Source organism: Pseudomonas sp. BNK-7, from assembly GCF_048072025.1.
GTDB lineage: Bacteria > Pseudomonadota > Gammaproteobacteria > Pseudomonadales > Pseudomonadaceae > Aquipseudomonas > Aquipseudomonas danubii.
Genome location: NZ_CP182252.1, coordinates 2,880,298 through 2,896,599, shown reverse-complemented (window position 1 = coordinate 2,896,599; position 16,302 = coordinate 2,880,298). Strand labels below are relative to the sequence as shown.

Genomic DNA, 16,302 nt, shown 5'->3' with positions numbered 1-16,302 from the left:
GTTAACGAACCCGACGCAGGTAACCGTCCGGCGCCACGGTGATCAGCAACTTGTTCTGCATCTGATAGTCGATCTCGAAATCGCGGTTCTCCTCCAGATAGGCCCAGACTGCGGTTTTCGGGTTGTCACCCGGACCCCACGGACGGTCCGGGAAGAACTCCGGCGGCATGTCCTCGACCACGGTGTCCATGACCACGCAGTAGCTGTCCACCGACACCAGCGGCGCATACAGACGCAGCTCTTCGAGCACGTGCTCGTGGGTATGGTTGGAGTCCAGGACCAGAATCACCTTCTTGCCGGCGGCTGCAGCCCGTACCTGCTCGGCGATGGCCGGGTCGATGCTCGAACCTTCGATCATGCGGATCCGCTTGCTCATCGGATGCTGCTCGATGGCTTCGCGGTTGTGCGGGCGGATATCCAGGTCGATGCCCAGCACTTCGCCATGGCCCTGCAACTCCAGCAGCGAGGCGTAGTAGATGATCGAGCCGCCGTGGGCGATACCGCATTCGATCACCAGGTCCGGCTTGACCTGCCAGATGATCTCCTGCATCGCCATCATGTCCTGGGGCAGCTGGATGATCGGCCGGCCCATCCAGGAAAAGTGATAGCTGTACTTGTGGGTCGCGGACTCGTTGAAAAAGTCACGGGCCAGGCCCTTGAGTTTCTCATCCTGGCCCTGGGCGCTGATCTGCGCCTGGCATTCTTGTTCAAAGGCTTGAATGACGTTGTGCTCGGTCATGTTCGGTTCTCAATGGCAAATTAGCTGAACGAAGCGCTGTCGACGGCGTGATAGACATAACGACCGTCGGTCATGCGCTTGATTTCTTCGAGGTAGTTGGAATTCATCACGAACAGGTTGGCGCCTGCCGGCAGTGCCTCCATGGCTTCTTGTGGCGATGACACACGCATGCCACTGAGCGGCAGGTACCGGCCCTGTTTGGCCGGGTTGATATCGACGACCTGATCCACCGCCACACCCGCGCGTTGCAGGAACAGCGAATAGATCACGCCCTTGGACGACGCGCCCCAGATCCCGGCAGCGGTGTGCGGCGCCGAGCCGATGATGCGTTTGGCGCACTCGATGCTGGCGGTGAAATCCGCCGGCATCTGCAAGGGCTGGATCGGCGCCGGCAACGACGACGTCAAGCTGCCCAGGTCCGCCACCACGTACAGGTACTGGCCGCCGAACAGATGCCCGGCCTCGTGCACGGTGCCGAACATGCGCTGCAGGTCCTCGAGGCGGAAGTAGTTGACGTGCTCATAGAACACGTCGAACCAGGCGCGATGCTCGAGAATCCAGTCGAAACACGGCACTTCGATATAGATCTGCCCGCCCTGGTTGGCATCGGCAATCTCTGCCAGAAAGGCCAGCGGATCAGCAATATGCTCCAGCACATGACGCAGCACGATGGCCTCGGCAGCCAGCCCCAGGCCTCGGGTGAAAGGCGCCTTGATCACCTCGGGGTTGGTCCCCTCGTAGGCCGGGTCGATGCCGGTGATGGCATAGCCCTCACTGCGCAGCAGTTCGAGGAAATAGCCCTTGCCGCAACCGACCTCGATCAGCTCGCGCCCCTTGAAGTGCCGGGCGATGATGCCCTCTACATCCATCAGGTGCTGCTGGAACTGCGCCGAATGGGCCTGTTCGTTCTGGTAGTCGCTGTCGTAGCTGAGCTTATCGGCATCGAAGGCCTGATTGAAGATCAGCCCGCTCTTGAGATCCTGCACCAGCACGATGTCCGCAGACGCCGAGGCGCGGGCACTCTGGGCATCGGCGAAGGTACGGTTCTGCAACACCGGCAAGTCGGCGACCCGATACAACTCATGCGCCATGTTCGGCTCCTGTTATGTGCAGCAAGCGCTGGTTCAAGCCCCAGAACGCCATGGGTTCGTAGTCCGGGTACGGGTAATGCCCCAGGTTCAGGCGAATCGCCGAACCGCGCTGGGCGATGCGCTGCTCCACCAGGGAACGCACGGCTATTGGCCGGCCGCTGGAGCAATTGACCACCCCGGAAAAGGTCCGCTGGCGCAGCAGCGCCGCGAGGTAGCCGGCCGCTTCTTCGATGGCCAGGTAGTCCCGCAGCTGCTCGCCGCCGGACATGTCGAACACTTCGTCACCGGCGTCGATGGCCCGATCCAGTGCCGCCAGCAGGCTCTTGGGATTCTGTCCGGAGCCATGCAGGTAGAACAGCCGCGCCCACTGCAAGCTGAAGGGCAACTGCTGCTGCAGGGCCTGGAGGAACAGGTGCAGGCTGTGCTTGGCCAGGCCGTAGGGATTGCCTGGACGAGCCTCGGCCTGCTCTGTCAAAGGTCCGCTCTGCATGCCGTACTCGAAGCAGGTGCCGGTGACCAGCACCTGGCTCACACCCGCCTCGACCACGGCCTTGATAAAGCGATAGTCGGCCATCAGGTTGTGCTCCAGGTGAAACAGCGCCTGGTAGTTCGGCAATCCGGGCCAGGCCAGATGGGCCAAGGCATCGACCCCGTCCACCAGGGCCGCGATATCCAGCTGCGGGTCATGCACATCCAGCGCGCGAAACTCTACCGCGTCGAACCAAGGCATCTGCCGCGCCTTGTCCAGATCCCGGGCCAGCGCACGGACCCGGCAACCCCGGGCCAGCAAGGCCGCGACCAGATGCCGGCCGACAAAGCCGGTGGCGCCGGTGACCAGCACCGTCATGCCCTTCACAGCAGCTTCAACTCAGGCACGGCAATCACGAAACGCCCGCCCCATTGCCGCACCTGGGCCAGTTGCTCGCTGACTTCGCCCAACAGGTTCCAGGGCAACACCAGCACATAGTCCGGCTGCTCCTGGTCGATGCGCTCGGGCGCGACCACCGGGATGCGACTGCCCGGCAGGAACTTGCCCTGCTTGTGCGGGCTGGCGTCGGCGACCCAGGCCAGCAAGTCGGCCTTGACCCCGGCGTAGTTGAGCAAGGTATTGCCCTTGGCCGCCGCGCCATAACCCACCACGCGCTTGCCTTCGGCCTTGGCCTGGAGCAGGAAGCGCAGCAGCTCGTGCTTGATCCGCTGCGCGGCTGGCGCCAGGGTCTGGTAGTACTCGGGCGTGTTCACCCCGGCGCGCTGTTCCAACAGCAACTGCTGCGCCACGCTGTCTTGCACCGGCCGGCGCGAGCCGTCGATGCGCTGCACGAAGACCCGTAGCGAACCGCCATGGGTGGCCAGGGTCTGGACGTCGAAAACTTCCAGGCCGTTGCGTTGGCACAGGCTCAGGACGGCGGTCAGCGACAGGTAGGAATAATGTTCGTGGTACAGGGTGTCGAACTGCTGCCCGGCCATCAGGGTCAGCAGCTGGGGAAACTCGAACGTCGCCACCCCCGTCGGCTTGAGCAAAGTCGCGAAACCGCAGAGGAAATCGTTGATGTCCGGCACATGGGCCAGCACATTGTTGGCCGCCATCAGGTCGGCGGCCCAGCCCTCCTCCAGCAACTGCGCGGCAGTGCCACGGCCGAAGAACAGCTCGCGGATCTGCAACCCCTTGGCCCGCGCCGCCTGCGCGGTGCTGCGGGTCGGCTCGACCCCCAGGCAGGGAATGTCACGCTGGGCCACGTACTGCAGCAGGTAGCCGTCGTTGGCCGCCACTTCCACCACCCGGCTGCGGGCGTCCAGGCCGAAACGCTCGACCATCTGCGCCACGTAGTCCCGGGCATGCTGCAGCCAGGTGCTGGAGAACGAACTGAAGTAGGCATAGTCGGCGTCGAACAGGTGGTCGGCGCGGGTGTAGTCCTCGGTCTGCACCAGCCAGCATTGCTGGCACACCTGGACCTTGAGCGGCACCCACTGCTCGGCCTGATCCAATTGCTCGGCCCGCAGGTAGGCGTTGGATGGCGGCGAGGTGCCCAAGTCGATCAGAGGCAGGCTCAGGCATGCGCCACAACCGCGGCAATTCATAGTCTTACTCCAGCGAAGGCAGCATCGAGCAAGGGGTGGCTGGCATCCCGGGTCGACAGATTATTGACAGGCAACGGCCAGTTGATCGCCAGTCGCGGGTCCAGCACCGACAACCCGGCCTCGTGCTCGGGGGCATAGTCGGCGCTGTGCAGGTAGAGCAACTCGGCATCGTCGCTCAGGGCCTGGAAGCCATGGGCGAAACCCGCCGGCAGCAACAGGCTGCGCCCATCGCCGCCACGCAGGTGCTCGGCATGCCAATGCAAAAAAGTCGGTGACTCGGGGCGCAGGTCCACCGCCACATCCCAGACTTCGCCGCGCAAGCAACTGATGAGCTTGGCTTCGGGCCGGGCGGCGGTCTGATAGTGCAAGCCACGCACGCTGCCCTGTTCGCGGGTGCAGGAGTGGTTGATCTGGCGAATATGGAAGGGCTGGCCAAAGGCGCTAAGGCTGCCTTCGCAGAACAGCCGGGAGAAATGCCCGCGCTGATCTTCGAAGCGTTTGTGGCGCACCTCGAACAACCCGGCCATTGGCAGAGCCAGGACCTGGAACTCGCTCACAGCGCCCCCCGGTACAGGTTCAACTGCCCAAGGGTCACGGCACGCATGTCCGCGCCGCTCTTCCAGGCCAGGTGCCAGTCCAGGGTCTGCGCCAGGCACTGTTGCAGCGTCCAGCGAGGTTTCCAGCCCAACAGCTGGCGCGCACGACTGCTGTCCAGACGCAGCAGGCCGGCTTCGTGCAGCTCACTGGGTTCGATTCGCAGGCCCGGGGCCTCGGGCCATTGCCGGGCCAGCAGCTCCACCACTTCACCGACGCTGCACATGTCCTGTTCACCGGGCCCGAAGTTCCAGGCACCGGCGTATTGCGGGCCGTTCACGTACAGGCCGGCTGCCAGTTGCAGGTAACCGGCCAGGGGCTCCAGGGCGTGTTGCCAGGGGCGTACCGCCTGGGGATAACGCAAGGTCACCGGCTCGTCGGCCGACCAGGCCTTGAGCACATCGGGAATCAACCGCTCGGGGGCGAAATCGCCACCGCCCAGCACATTGCCGGCCCGGGCCGTGGCCAGGGCCAGGCCGTGCTCGGCATAACGCTCGGCAGCAAAGAAGGATGAGGCATAGGACTGGGCCAGCAACTCGCAACAAGCCTTGCTGCTGCTGTAGGGATCATGGCCGCCCAAGGCTTCGTTTTCCCGATAGGGCCACAGCCATTCCTGATTGGCGTAGACCTTGTCAGTGGTCACCAGGACGCAGGCACGGACCCCACCGACCTGACGGATCGCTTCCAACAGGTTGAGGGTGCCCATGACGTTGCTTGAGTAGGTTCCCAGCGGATCACGGTAAGCCTCGCGCACCAGGGGCTGGGCCGCCAGGTGCAGGACGATTTCCGGCTGCACCTGGGCGATCAGCTCCAGCAGGCTACCCAGGTCCCGCAGGTCGCCACGATGATCGTCGACACCTTCGGCCACCCGGGCCAGTTCGAACAGGCTCGGCTCGGTCCCCGGGTCCAGGGCGAATCCGCTGACCTGGGCCCCCAGGCTTTGCAGCCACAGGCTCAGCCAACTGCCCTTGAAACCGGTATGGCCGGTCAGCAGGACCCGCTTGCCACGCCAGAATTCCTGGCTCAGTCCCATTGCTTCCACGGGGCCTCCCCGCTTTGCCAGAGCTGCTCCAGATGATTCTTGTCCCGCAGGGTATCCATGGACTGCCAGAATCCCGAATGCTCGTAGGCGCTCAGTTGCTGATCCTTGGCCAGCTGGATCAGCGGCTCGGCCTCCCAGGTGGTGCTGTCGCCATCGATGTAGGACAGCACCTTGGGCGACAACACAAAGAACCCACCGTTGATCCAGCCACCATCGCCACGGGGTTTCTCGGTGAAGCCCAGGACCTGGTCGCCATCGCGATCCAGGGCGCCATAGCGGCCCGGGGGCTGCACGGCCGTGACCGTGGCCAGCTTGCCGTGGGACCTGTGGAAATCCACCAATGCACCGATATCCAGATCGGATACGCCATCGCCATAGGTGAAGCAGAAAGCCTCGTCTTCCTGCAGATAACGTCCGGCCCGGCGCAAGCGTCCGCCGGTCATGGTTTCCTCTCCAGTGTCGATCAGCGTCACGCTCCACGGCTCGCTGTAATTCTGATGCACGTCCATGCGGTTGTTGCGCATGTCGAAGGTCACATCCGAAGTGTGCAGGAAGTAGTTGGCGAAGAAGTCCTTGATCGCGTAGCCCTTGTAGCCCAGGCAAATCACGAAGTCATGAATCCCGTGGGCGGAATACTGCTTCATGATGTGCCAAAGAATTGGCTTGCCACCGATCTCGATCATGGGCTTGGGCTTGAGGTGGGACTCTTCGCTGATTCGCGTACCCAGTCCACCTGCCAGAATTACTGCCTTCATCGCTGTCCTCTTGCTCTTCGCGGGCCAGCCCAGCCCTTTCAGGACTGGCACGGCGCCAGATGCAGATCATTCATCGCAACCAAAGGGGCCCTTGCACTGCGCCGCAGTGAAGGATTTATGGCGATTTGCCGAGGACTTGCAGGAAGTGCGCCAATTGCGTGCGCGGCGCCCGCAGGCGCCGCAGAAGACAGCGAGAGCAACCACCCGAACGGAGGATTGCCCAACATCCCGGCCAACGACGATGGCAATCGCCGGCCGGGGGGAGGACGATCAGTCCGCCAACCATCCCCACAGCCAGTGCCGCAGGTTGTCGTCGCGCAGCATGAAGTCGCGATGCACCGCTTCTCGCAGTTCATCCCCCATGCGGTAGCTGGCTGCCGGGTCGGACAGGTGCATGCGGATCGCCTGCAACCATTCCTCGGTGCTGTTGCTGCGGACCTTGGTGCAAGGCAGGAAACCGCGATAGGCCTCGGTGTCGGTGCAGATCACCGGGTAACCGCAGGCACCGTATTCCAAGAGCCGCAGGTTGCTCTTGCAGTCGTTGAAGATATGAAACTCCAGCGGCGCCAGCGCCAGATCCAGGTTCAGGCTGGCCAGCTTGAACGGATAGCTCTGCAGGCTGGTGAGCGAGTGAAATTCGTGTACGTAAGGACGCAGGTCGTCAGGGCACATGCCAAAGAATACCCACTCGACCTCGTTCGCCAGCTCGCGCACCACCTCGGCGATGATCTCCAGGTCGCCGGTATGGCTGGTGCCACCGCCCCAACCCACCCGCGGCTTGCTGGAGGTACCACGACGACTGGTCAAACTGGCCCAGGGGTCCAGCGCCAGCATGTTGGGCACCACGCGAATGTCGCTGTGCATGCTCGACAGGGCATCGGCCAGGGGCTGGGTGGTCACCACCACGCGATCACACAAGCCGATGCCTTCGCGCAGCATCTGCTCGGTGTTCACCGGCTTGTTCCGAGCGTGGGTGTTCTTCTTCGGCGCACTGACGATGTAGTCGTCGAGCTCGAAGACCCGCAGGGCGCTGGAGTATTTTTTCATCCGCAGAATGTCACTGGCCGCCCCTTCGCTGTAGCGGCACTGCAGGATGATGGTATCCGGCGACAGGCGCTCGATGTCCGCCGTGGACGGCGACTCGTAGGCCACCCGGGCAATCACCCGCCCCGCTTCTTCCAACGCCGTCAGGGGACCGGTCACCCGGTAATGCCCGACCGCGGAACTGTTGACCGGCAAGCCGAGGATCAAGGGCAAGGCGCGACTGCAGAACGGATTCCAGTTGTTGCGCAAGGAAGGCTCCAGACTGAAGCTGGAGTAGCCCAGGCTCAGGGCCGGGTTATAGGCCGGATCGCGAGCGATCTTCGCCATCCACTGCTGATAGAAGCGCTCCTGCTCGGCCTCGCGGGCCAGCTGCCGCTCGCTGTCATCACCGGCAGGCGACGCTGGCCGCAGCATCAGGGTGGCGTGAGGCGTCCAGACCACCAGATAGCCGTTGCGGTCGACCCGCAGGCACAGGTCGGTCGCCCCCAATTCGTCGGCGAAGGCCTGCTCATCCAGGCCGCCCAGGCTGTCGAAGACCTCCTTGCGTACCATCAGGCAATCGCCACTGACCGCACTCCAGTTCTGTACCACTTGCAGCCGTTGCATGTAGCCCCGGGCGTCCATGGCTTCGCCGACAAAAGGCGAACTCGCAGGCCCGGCCATGCCCAGCACCTGGCCGGCATGGAGAATGGAGCCATCGGTGGCCAGAATCCGCGCCCCCACCACGCCCACCTCCGGACGCTGGGCCTGATTGAGCAACTCATCCAGCCAGTCGCCGCTACAGATCAGCGCCCCCGGATTGAGCAGCAACAGGTAGTCGCCACGCGCCTGGCTCGCCGCACTGTTGATCAGCGCAGCCTGGCTGTGCGGACCGACATAAGGCAGAACCCGCAGCATTGCACCACCCAGCTGGGCCATGGCCGCCAGCCAGTCGGCCATGGCCGGGTCGCGACTGCCGGCATCCACCAGCACAATTTCGTAGTGGTTGTAGGCCGTCTGCTCGATCAGGCTTTCAACGCAGCGCTGCAGGGTCGCCAGGGAGTCACCGCACGGCAGGATGATCGACACCAGCGGCCGGCTGCCATGCAGGTAATAGATCCGATTGAGCAGGGGCAGGTCATCGTGAACAATCCGGTGTTCCACACCGATCCGCTGCAGATGCGCGGCCACCAGCCCTTCACTGGCCTCGATCACCTGGGGCCGGGACAGCCACTGGGCGAAGCTGAACGCGGACTCCAGCTGGATATCGGCAATGTGCTCGATGGTCCGGGGCCCCGCCGCCTCCACCATCCGCCATAGAAGATCATGGGGCGCCAGTTCGCCATGGCGCGGATCGAACCCGCCTTCGGCCATGAAGCGCTCGCGGGAAAAAGCCAGGGCACGACCAACATAGGGATAGGAGCGCATCAGGTCGAGGTTGAAGTCAGGCTTGAACACCGGCTCCGACGACTCACCCTCCAGCAGCGCGCCTTCATCACTGTAGGCACAGAGCATGGCCGGGGTATTGGCGATGCGTTCGGCAAGGATCAACAGCGCCGACTCCAGCAGGCGATCACCGGCCTGCAGCAGATAGAACCAGTCGCAACCTTCCAGCTGCGGCACCAGCTCATTGAGCTGCTGCACCCAGTCGCCTCGCAGAGGCTGGTGCAGAACCCGGTCACGCACCTGCTCCTCGCCCACCGACAACACCAGCACCGCGGCAGGCGCGAACAGCTGGCCATCAATGCTCTCCAGAGTCCGGGCAAGCGCTTCGCCATCGCCCTCGAAGTCAAGGACCACCGGCACCAACTGCACCCGCCGCGGCCAGCTGTCGATGCGCTGAGGCATCAGCCGCTGCTCCACCGCCGAGAACTTGCGTACCGACAGCCACTCCCGATAGAAATCCTCGTAACTGATGCTCTCGCCACCCACCCGACCATCGACCACGGTACTGCGGTTGCCCAGCACCCGGGTCACGCACAGCTCCTGCCAGTTGCGCGGCTGCCCGGCCTCCCGAGCCATATCGACATACCGCACCCAGCCTGCCGCCGGCGCCGACTCGCCACTGCGAGCGGCCAGCATCTGCACCAGCCACTCCCACTCACTGCGTGCCTGCTTGAGCATTTCCGGGGTAGCGCTCAGGCGCCCCGGGTACAGGCGTTCGCAACTGAGCACCGTCACCAGCGCCGCAAGATTGCCACGGCGCATCAGGCAGATGAACAGGGCGAAATCCAGCAGCGCGACAAAACCCGCGCCCTCCTGGATCAATGCCGGCAGCAGCTCCAGCACATCGGCACGACGCATCAGCGCCGAGCTGAAGTTGCCGATGAAGTTGCGTGGCGTGCTCTCGAAGATCGCCAGCATATCCTCGCCCTTGAGCACGGCATCGTTGTAGGTAAAGCGGCAGTTGTCGACCCGCGGCGGCAGGATGAAATTCCCAGCGTCACTGAATACCCGCAGCGCACACACCAGATTGACATCCGGATTGTCGATCAGCACCGGCGCCTGCAGGGCGATGCTGGGTGCAAACAGCCGATCGTCATCACACAACACCTTGATCAGCTCGCCACGCGCCTCTTCAACACAGCGCAGAACGTTCTTCTGCAGCCCAAGGCGTTGCGGGTTGCGCAGGTAACGCACAGGGTGCGCAGGCTCGGCCACAGCTTCAACGATACGCTGGATCTGATCGTCGGCACTGTCGTCGCAAATGACGATTTCCAGGGGCTGGTAGGTTTGGGCCAAGGCACTGTCGAGGGCCTGGCTGAAGAAGCGCGGATTGAAGGCGGGGATAACGATGCTGACTAGAGGGGCTTGGTTCACGGTTGCAAACTCTCGAGCGGCGAGCCCTGGCCAGAAAGACCAGGGCTGCAGAACCGCTTAAAAAAGACGGCTGACGGCTCGACGGTCATGGCGTTCGAGCCGCAGCTCGAACGCCATGTTCTCAGACCTTGTTGAACAGGCCGAGCTGAGTGATCTTGCTGAAGGCCAACTGCGAGGCCTGCAACATGGTCTGCTGCAGGGTCAGGCGGGTCATGACTTCGGCCGGGTCGGAGTCACTGATGGCAGAACGGGTGGTGACGTTGGCTGCCGCCAGACTTTCGTTGATTTCGTTCTGGGTGGCCAAAGCCGAACCACGACCACCGATGGAGCTGATGCCGATGGACAGCTGATCGACACCACTGGCCAGGTTGGCCATGCCCGACGCAAGGTCGGCCAACTGCTTCTGGGTTGCCAGGACGTCACCGTCAGTGGGTGTGTTCAACGCGTTTTTCAACTGACTCACGGTGTCCAGGATGTTCTGGGTTTCGTGGGTGTTCACCGCCACGCTGAACTGATCGTTGGCGGCCGGCGAAGGAGCGCCCGTCAGGGTGAAGCTCACGCCTGCCGCAGTGGCGATATTGCCCGGCCCTACCACACCCGAAGACACCGGTTTGCTGTCTGCCGTCAGCGGCGCGGCATACAGATCGAAATTGGTGGCGCTGGTGAACTTGAGCACGGCAGAGCCACTCGGGAACGTCGAGTTGTAGGCTACCGGATCAGTCACGCTGGCGGCCGAGACCTGAGTCATGCTCGGGTTGCCCGGAGAACGCGCAACGTTGAAGGTGTCCGGCTTCGACGCCAATGTAAAACTGTGCCCCGGCAGCACCGCGCCAGCGACATCGCCGGACTTGAGATTGACGTTCAGGTTCAGATCGACACCACGGAAACTCACCGTCTGATTCGGCGAAGTACCGATCACCCCGCCCTTGCTGGCCTCAGCCGTCACATCGTTGCCGCTGCCATCGAGGATCTGCAACTGGGTGCCGCTGACGAACGACACGGTATAAGGCTCGCCACCGCGGAACTGGCTGTTGTAGGTGCCGCTGTTGGTCATCTGGCCATTGGACAGGGAAACCCGCCCATCATCCACCACCGGCGAAGTCATGGTGACCTGGCTACGACTGGTGTTGAGCGCCTGCTGGAACACATCCCAACCGGTGCTGTTGGCAGCCATCATCATGGTGTCGCCCACCGGCAGCTTCAGGCTGCTCTGGTCACCGTTGTAACTGTAGGTGCCATCGGAGTTGCGGCTGAACGGCGGAACGTCGTCCTTGGAGCCGCCAAAGAGGTACTTGCCGTTTTCGTCCTGAGAGTTCATCAGGCTCAGCAGTTGCTCTTCGATCTGCCCCAGCTCGGCAGCATTGGCCTGCCGGTCGGCATTGGTGTATCCGGCGCTGCCGGCGCCGACGGCCAGTTGCTTGGCCCGGTCCAGAACGTTGTTGATGCTGGTCATCACCGACTCGGCCTGGCCCAGGGAAGCCTTGATCGAGTTGCTGTTGGCCTTGTACTGATCAAGCAGGGAAGCCTGCTGACCCAGCTGCAGCAAACGGGCAGCGCCCACCGGATCGTCGGCGGCAGTCTTGACCCGGACCAGGCTGCTGGCCTCTTCGCCACTCTTGATCGCGTTGGAGAAGTTCTTCTGATAGTTGGCAGCCGAAGTCTCGTAATACTGGGCGGTGGAAATGCGCATGGGCTACGACTCCTTAAAGGCTGTTGATCAGCGTGCTGAAGGTTTCCTGCGCAGCCTTGATGATCTGCGAAGACGCGGTGTAGTACTGCTGGAACTTGACCAGGTTGCCGGTCTCATCGTCCAGGTTGACGCCGGACAGCGAGTCACGGGCACCCTTGGCGTTGGCCAGGATGGAACCGTTGGCAGCACTGTCGAGCTTGGCCTGGCTGGCCTTGGCGCCGACGTTCTCGATCAGCTTGCCGTAGGCATCCACCAGGGTGATGCCCTTGCTCGCCGAACCGGTGTCCACGGTCTGCTTGGTCTGCAGCCCCGACAGCGCCAGGCCGTTACGGTTATCGGAAGAGCCGGCGCCATTCACCGAAATGTTCATGTTGTCGCCGGCATTGGGCGAACCGGCAACGGTCATCTGCACCGTGAAGGTCTTGGTCACAGGTGGCACGCCGCCGTCAGTGATCGGGTTACCGCTGGCATCGAGCATCTTGATCTGCAGGTTCAGGACATTGCTCTGCCCTGGCACGATGGAGCCGCTGCCCATCTTGACGCCCTTGGCGTCAAAGTAATCGTAGGTCTGGCTGCCGCCGGACGCCGCATTGAACACCACCTTGACCGGGCCGGAGTTCTTCAGGGCGGTCTGCATTTCCAGCTTGCTGGCTGCATCGTAGTTGTTGATCGGCACCGCCAGGGACGGCTGCGCAGAGATGCTCAGGGAGCTCTTGACCCCGGCACCGATCTCGGCCTTCAGCGGCGCAGCCAGAGCCAGGCGCTTGGCGTCAGTCATTTCCGTCTGGATGGTGGCTGCGGCATTGCGGGTCGGGGTGATCTTGAAGCTGTCACCGGCGGCCACCGTGCCATTGAGATTCAGCGAGAAACCGTCGATCACGGGTGCCGGGCTGGTCGTGGTGCTGAAGGTGCCCATGTCCTTGCCGTCGGAACGCTTGACGGTGTAATCCGTGGCACTGCTGAAGGTCACGGTGTAGTCGCCGGTGCTCAGCTTGCCGGTGTCCTTGATGGTCACATCGAAGTTGCCCGAGCCCGCGCTGTTGGCGGCGCTGGCCATACTGCGCTGACTGATCATCCGCAGGCTGTTGATGTCGTTGAACAGGTTGCCGCCAAACTCACCGTTCTTGTCGATACCCTGGGCCATCTGGCTGTTCATCTGGTCGGCAACCACCAGGGCCACGCGCCCCAGTTCATTCATTGCCGGGTCCAGCACTTCACTGCGATAGCGCAACAGGCCACCAATCTCGCCACCGGTGGTGACGTTGGTGATGTCCACGGTGCTGGTGCCGCGATTGAGCTGCAGCATGGAGCGCGTCGGGTCGTTCTTGCCCTGCACCACTTCCAGGGTGTTGGCGGAGTTGCCCATCACCAGCGGCTGGCCACTGCCCAGGTACAAGTCGAGGCTGGAACCACGCTCCGACACCTGGACGCCGATAAAGGTCGAAAGCTGGCGCACGGTTTCGTTACGGGCATCCAACAGGTCGTTGGGCATACCGTTGCCATTGGTCGACAGTTCGGAAATCTTCTGGTTGAGCTGGGCGACGGTATTGGCCAGCTTGTTGACCTGGTCGGCCATGCTCGCCATGTTGCCGTTGATGTTGCTGTTCTGTTCGTTGAGCTGGCTGGACACCGAGTTGAAACGGTTACTCAAGGCCTGGGTGTCGCTGAGCAGCAACTGCCGAGAGGCTTCATCGGTAGGCTTGGCGTTGAGGTTCTGCAGCGAGGCGAAGAATTTGGTCAGGGCGCCGTTCATGCCGGTGCCGTTGTCCGACAGCAACTGGTCGACCGGGCTGATCTGACTCTGGTAGGCCGCGACGTCACTGTTCAAGGACGTGGCGGTGCGCAACTGGGCATCGAGGAAGCTGTTGTACACCCGGCGTACGTCCGCCAGGGTGGTACCGGTGCCGATGAAGACATTGCCGAATTGAGCGGAGGCCTTGGTGCCCTGCACGGTCTGCTGCCGCGAGTACCCGGCGGTGTCGGCGTTGGCAATGTTGTTACCCGTAGTCACCAACGACGTTTGGCTGGCGGCCAGCCCCGACATCCCAATATTGAGCAAACTCATGATTCAGACCTTATAAATTCGTGGAAACGCCCGCCGCAGCGTAGCTCTCGTAGTTCTTCATCTGCTTGGCTATCTGCGAAATCTTGCTAGCGTAATCCGGGTCCGTTGCATACCCGGCTTTTTGCAACTCGCGAACAAACTGTTCTGGTTTATCGGCAACCTTCAGCACTTCTTGATAGCGATTATTGCTCTGCAACAAGGTCACCAGATCGTGGAAGCTGTCCTGGTAGGAATCATAGGAACGGAACGCCGCCGTCTCCTTGACCATCTGCCCATCGCGGAACTCGCTGGTGATCGCTCGGGCCTGAGCGCCCTGCCAACTTTTGTTGGCCTTGATGCCGAACAGGTTGTGACTGCTGCTGCCATCCTGCTGACGCATGACCGATTTACCCCAGCCGGTTTCCAGCGCGGCCTGGGCTACCAGATAACGCGGATCGATACCGATGCGCTGGGCCGCCTGCTGCGCCATCGGCAACATGGTGGCGACAAAATCATCTGCGGAACTGAAGGCGCGCTTGGCCGGCGCCAGCGGTGGCTGAGCCATGGCCCGGCCATACACGCGCATCTTGCCCTGGGACGCGGCGTAGCCCTGGTTGACCCGCCACTCGCCACGCAGCACCGCATCGGCGGCTGCGCTATTGCGGGTGGGCGCAACGTTCTGGGTAGAAGCGTCAGCAGTCGCACCGGCCGAAGGCACGATACCGGTCAACAGGCGATCGGTAAGCTTGCTCGGCAACGACAGGCGCCGTTGATTGAGCAACGCCATATCGTTATGCGACACCGTGCTGCGCAACGGGTCCTGGGCACGCGAGGCCCACATTGGACGCTGACCATTGACCCGGCTCAACGGACCATCCTGGGCGGTGGTACCGGCGGCAATCGGGGTCGGAGTCGCCACCGGCGCCGCGGCTGTCAAGGCCGTATGGGTCGCGCCCGGGTTGGCCGGTTTGTTCTTCATCATCTGGCGCATCAGCACATTGGCCAGGCCGATACCGCCACCCTCACGAGACAGGGATACCGCCAACTGCTGGTCGTACATGTCCTGGTACTGCTTGGCGGCCGGGGTATTGAGCGGGTTGTCCTGGGCAATGACATCAGTGGCCTTGCGCATGGACTTGAGCATTTCATTGAGGAACAGCGACTCGAACTCCTGCGCCACTTTGCGCACGTTGGCTTCGCCGTTCTTGTCGCCGACCTTGAGTTGCTGCAGGCGATTGAGGTCGGAGTAAGACCCGGAATCGCCGCTGCCAATCAGTCCACTCTTACGAATATCCATGGCGCTCACCTCAAATCACGATCAGGTCGGCCTGCAAGGCGCCGGCCTGTTTCAAGGCTTCGAGGATCGCCATCAAGTCACCCGGCGCAGCCCCGACCTGGTTCACCGCACGGACGATCTCATCCAGGGTGGTGCCCGGGCCGAACTTGAACATCGGCTTGGCTTCCTGCTGGGCGTTGACCCGCGAACGCGGCACCACAGCGGTCTGGCCATTGGACAGAGGGCCGGGCTGGCTGACGATCGGGTCTTCGGTAATGGTCACGGTCAGGCTGCCGTGGGTCACCGCCGCCGGCGAGACCTTGACGTTCTGGCCAATGACGATGGTGCCGGTACGGGAGTTGATGATGACCTTCGCCACCGCCTGCCCCGGGTCGACTTCCAGATTCTCCAGGATCGACAGGTAGTCCACGCGCTGGCTTGGGTCCAGAGGCGCGGTAACCCGGATCGAACCGCCATCAATGGCCTGGGCCACGCCCGGGCCGAGCATGTCGTTGATCTTGTCGACAATGCGCTTGGCGGTGGTGAAGTCCGAACGATTGAGGTTCAGGGTCAGGCTGTTGCCCTGGTTGAAACCGCTGGGCACGGCGCGCTCCACCGAAGCACCACCGGGAATCCGCCCGGCAGATGGCACGTTGACGGTGATCTTCGAGCCGTCACGCCCTTCAGCGTCGAAACCGCCCACCACCAGGTTGCCCTGGGCAATGGCGTAGACGTTGCCGTCGATCCCCTTGAGCGGGGTCAGCAGCAAGGTGCCGCCACGCAGGCTCTTGGAGTTACCGATGGAGGACACGGTGATGTCCACCTGCTGACCCGGCTTGGCGAATGCCGGCAGATCGGCGCTGACCGACACCGCCGCGACGTTCTTCAACTGCACGTTGCCGGAGCCGGCCGGCACCTTGATGCCAAACTGCGACAGCATGTTGTTGAACGTCTGCAGAGTGAACGGGGTCTGGGTCGTCTGGTCGCCGGTGCCGTTAAGCCCGACCACCAGGCCGTAACCGATCAATTGGTTGGAACGCACGCCGGAAATACTGGCAATGTCCTTCAACCGCTCGGCCTGGACGCCAAGGGAAGTGGACAGCAACAACGCCGCCGCCATCAGGTGCTTGAAGTTGAACATGAGGCTTC

The 16,302-nt window shown here is 62.8% G+C and carries 12 protein-coding genes; all 12 read right to left on the bottom strand.

Annotated features, from left to right (window positions below):
- Position 1: 1 nt before the first annotated feature.
- The 12 genes from ACMGF8_RS13465 to ACMGF8_RS13410 all read right to left on the bottom strand — a co-directional run bounded on the left by ACMGF8_RS13465 (position 2) and on the right by ACMGF8_RS13410 (position 16,294).
- Positions 2 to 739: a cephalosporin hydroxylase family protein gene (locus ACMGF8_RS13465; protein ID WP_102864042.1), complete on the bottom strand. Its 738-nt coding sequence runs from the start codon at positions 737 to 739 to the stop codon at positions 2 to 4.
- Between the two features lie 20 nt (positions 740 to 759).
- Complete coding sequence (locus ACMGF8_RS13460) at positions 760 to 1,830, bottom strand: class I SAM-dependent methyltransferase (protein WP_110595148.1); 1,071 nt, start codon at positions 1,828 to 1,830, stop codon at positions 760 to 762.
- Positions 1,820 to 2,677: an NAD-dependent epimerase/dehydratase family protein gene (locus ACMGF8_RS13455; protein WP_115582483.1), complete on the bottom strand. Its 858-nt coding sequence runs from the start codon at positions 2,675 to 2,677 to the stop codon at positions 1,820 to 1,822. Before ACMGF8_RS13455 ends, ACMGF8_RS13460 begins: the two co-directional genes overlap by 11 nt.
- Positions 2,678 to 2,682: 5 nt before the next feature.
- The gene (locus ACMGF8_RS13450) at positions 2,683 to 3,909 is read right to left on the bottom strand and encodes a class I SAM-dependent methyltransferase (protein WP_102864044.1); all 1,227 of its coding nucleotides are present in this window, start codon (positions 3,907 to 3,909) and stop codon (positions 2,683 to 2,685) included.
- On the bottom strand, positions 3,906 to 4,466 hold the full coding sequence (locus tag ACMGF8_RS13445) for a dTDP-4-dehydrorhamnose 3,5-epimerase family protein (protein ID WP_102864045.1): 561 nt from the start codon (positions 4,464 to 4,466) through the stop codon (positions 3,906 to 3,908). The genes ACMGF8_RS13450 and ACMGF8_RS13445 overlap by 4 nt, the downstream gene beginning before the upstream one ends.
- On the bottom strand, positions 4,463 to 5,545 hold the full coding sequence (gene rfbG, locus ACMGF8_RS13440; protein WP_102864046.1) for a CDP-glucose 4,6-dehydratase: 1,083 nt from the start codon (positions 5,543 to 5,545) through the stop codon (positions 4,463 to 4,465). Before rfbG ends, ACMGF8_RS13445 begins: the two co-directional genes overlap by 4 nt.
- Positions 5,527 to 6,300, bottom strand: a complete 774-nt coding sequence (rfbF, locus tag ACMGF8_RS13435) for a glucose-1-phosphate cytidylyltransferase (protein ID WP_102864047.1) — start codon at positions 6,298 to 6,300, stop codon at positions 5,527 to 5,529. The genes rfbG and rfbF overlap by 19 nt, the downstream gene beginning before the upstream one ends.
- 270 nt (positions 6,301 to 6,570) lie before the next feature.
- The gene (locus tag ACMGF8_RS13430) at positions 6,571 to 10,143 is read right to left on the bottom strand and encodes a glycosyltransferase (protein ID WP_416759903.1); all 3,573 of its coding nucleotides are present in this window, start codon (positions 10,141 to 10,143) and stop codon (positions 6,571 to 6,573) included.
- Positions 10,144 to 10,264: 121 nt separating this feature from the next.
- Positions 10,265 to 11,833 (bottom strand): flagellar hook-associated protein 3, encoded by a 1,569-nt coding sequence (locus ACMGF8_RS13425; RefSeq protein WP_102864049.1) that lies wholly within the window; start codon positions 11,831 to 11,833, stop codon positions 10,265 to 10,267.
- Positions 11,834 to 11,846: 13 nt separating this feature from the next.
- Positions 11,847 to 13,898 carry a flagellar hook-associated protein FlgK gene (gene flgK / locus ACMGF8_RS13420; RefSeq protein ID WP_102864050.1) on the bottom strand — a complete coding sequence of 684 codons (2,052 nt, stop codon included), beginning with the start codon at positions 13,896 to 13,898 and terminating at the stop codon, positions 11,847 to 11,849.
- Between the two features lie 10 nt (positions 13,899 to 13,908).
- On the bottom strand, positions 13,909 to 15,174 hold the full coding sequence (gene flgJ / locus ACMGF8_RS13415) for a flagellar assembly peptidoglycan hydrolase FlgJ (protein ID WP_102864051.1): 1,266 nt from the start codon (positions 15,172 to 15,174) through the stop codon (positions 13,909 to 13,911).
- A 10-nt stretch (positions 15,175 to 15,184) separates the two neighbouring features.
- Positions 15,185 to 16,294 carry a flagellar basal body P-ring protein FlgI gene (locus ACMGF8_RS13410; RefSeq protein WP_016963126.1) on the bottom strand — a complete coding sequence of 370 codons (1,110 nt, stop codon included), beginning with the start codon at positions 16,292 to 16,294 and terminating at the stop codon, positions 15,185 to 15,187.
- Positions 16,295 to 16,302: the final 8 nt, after the last annotated feature.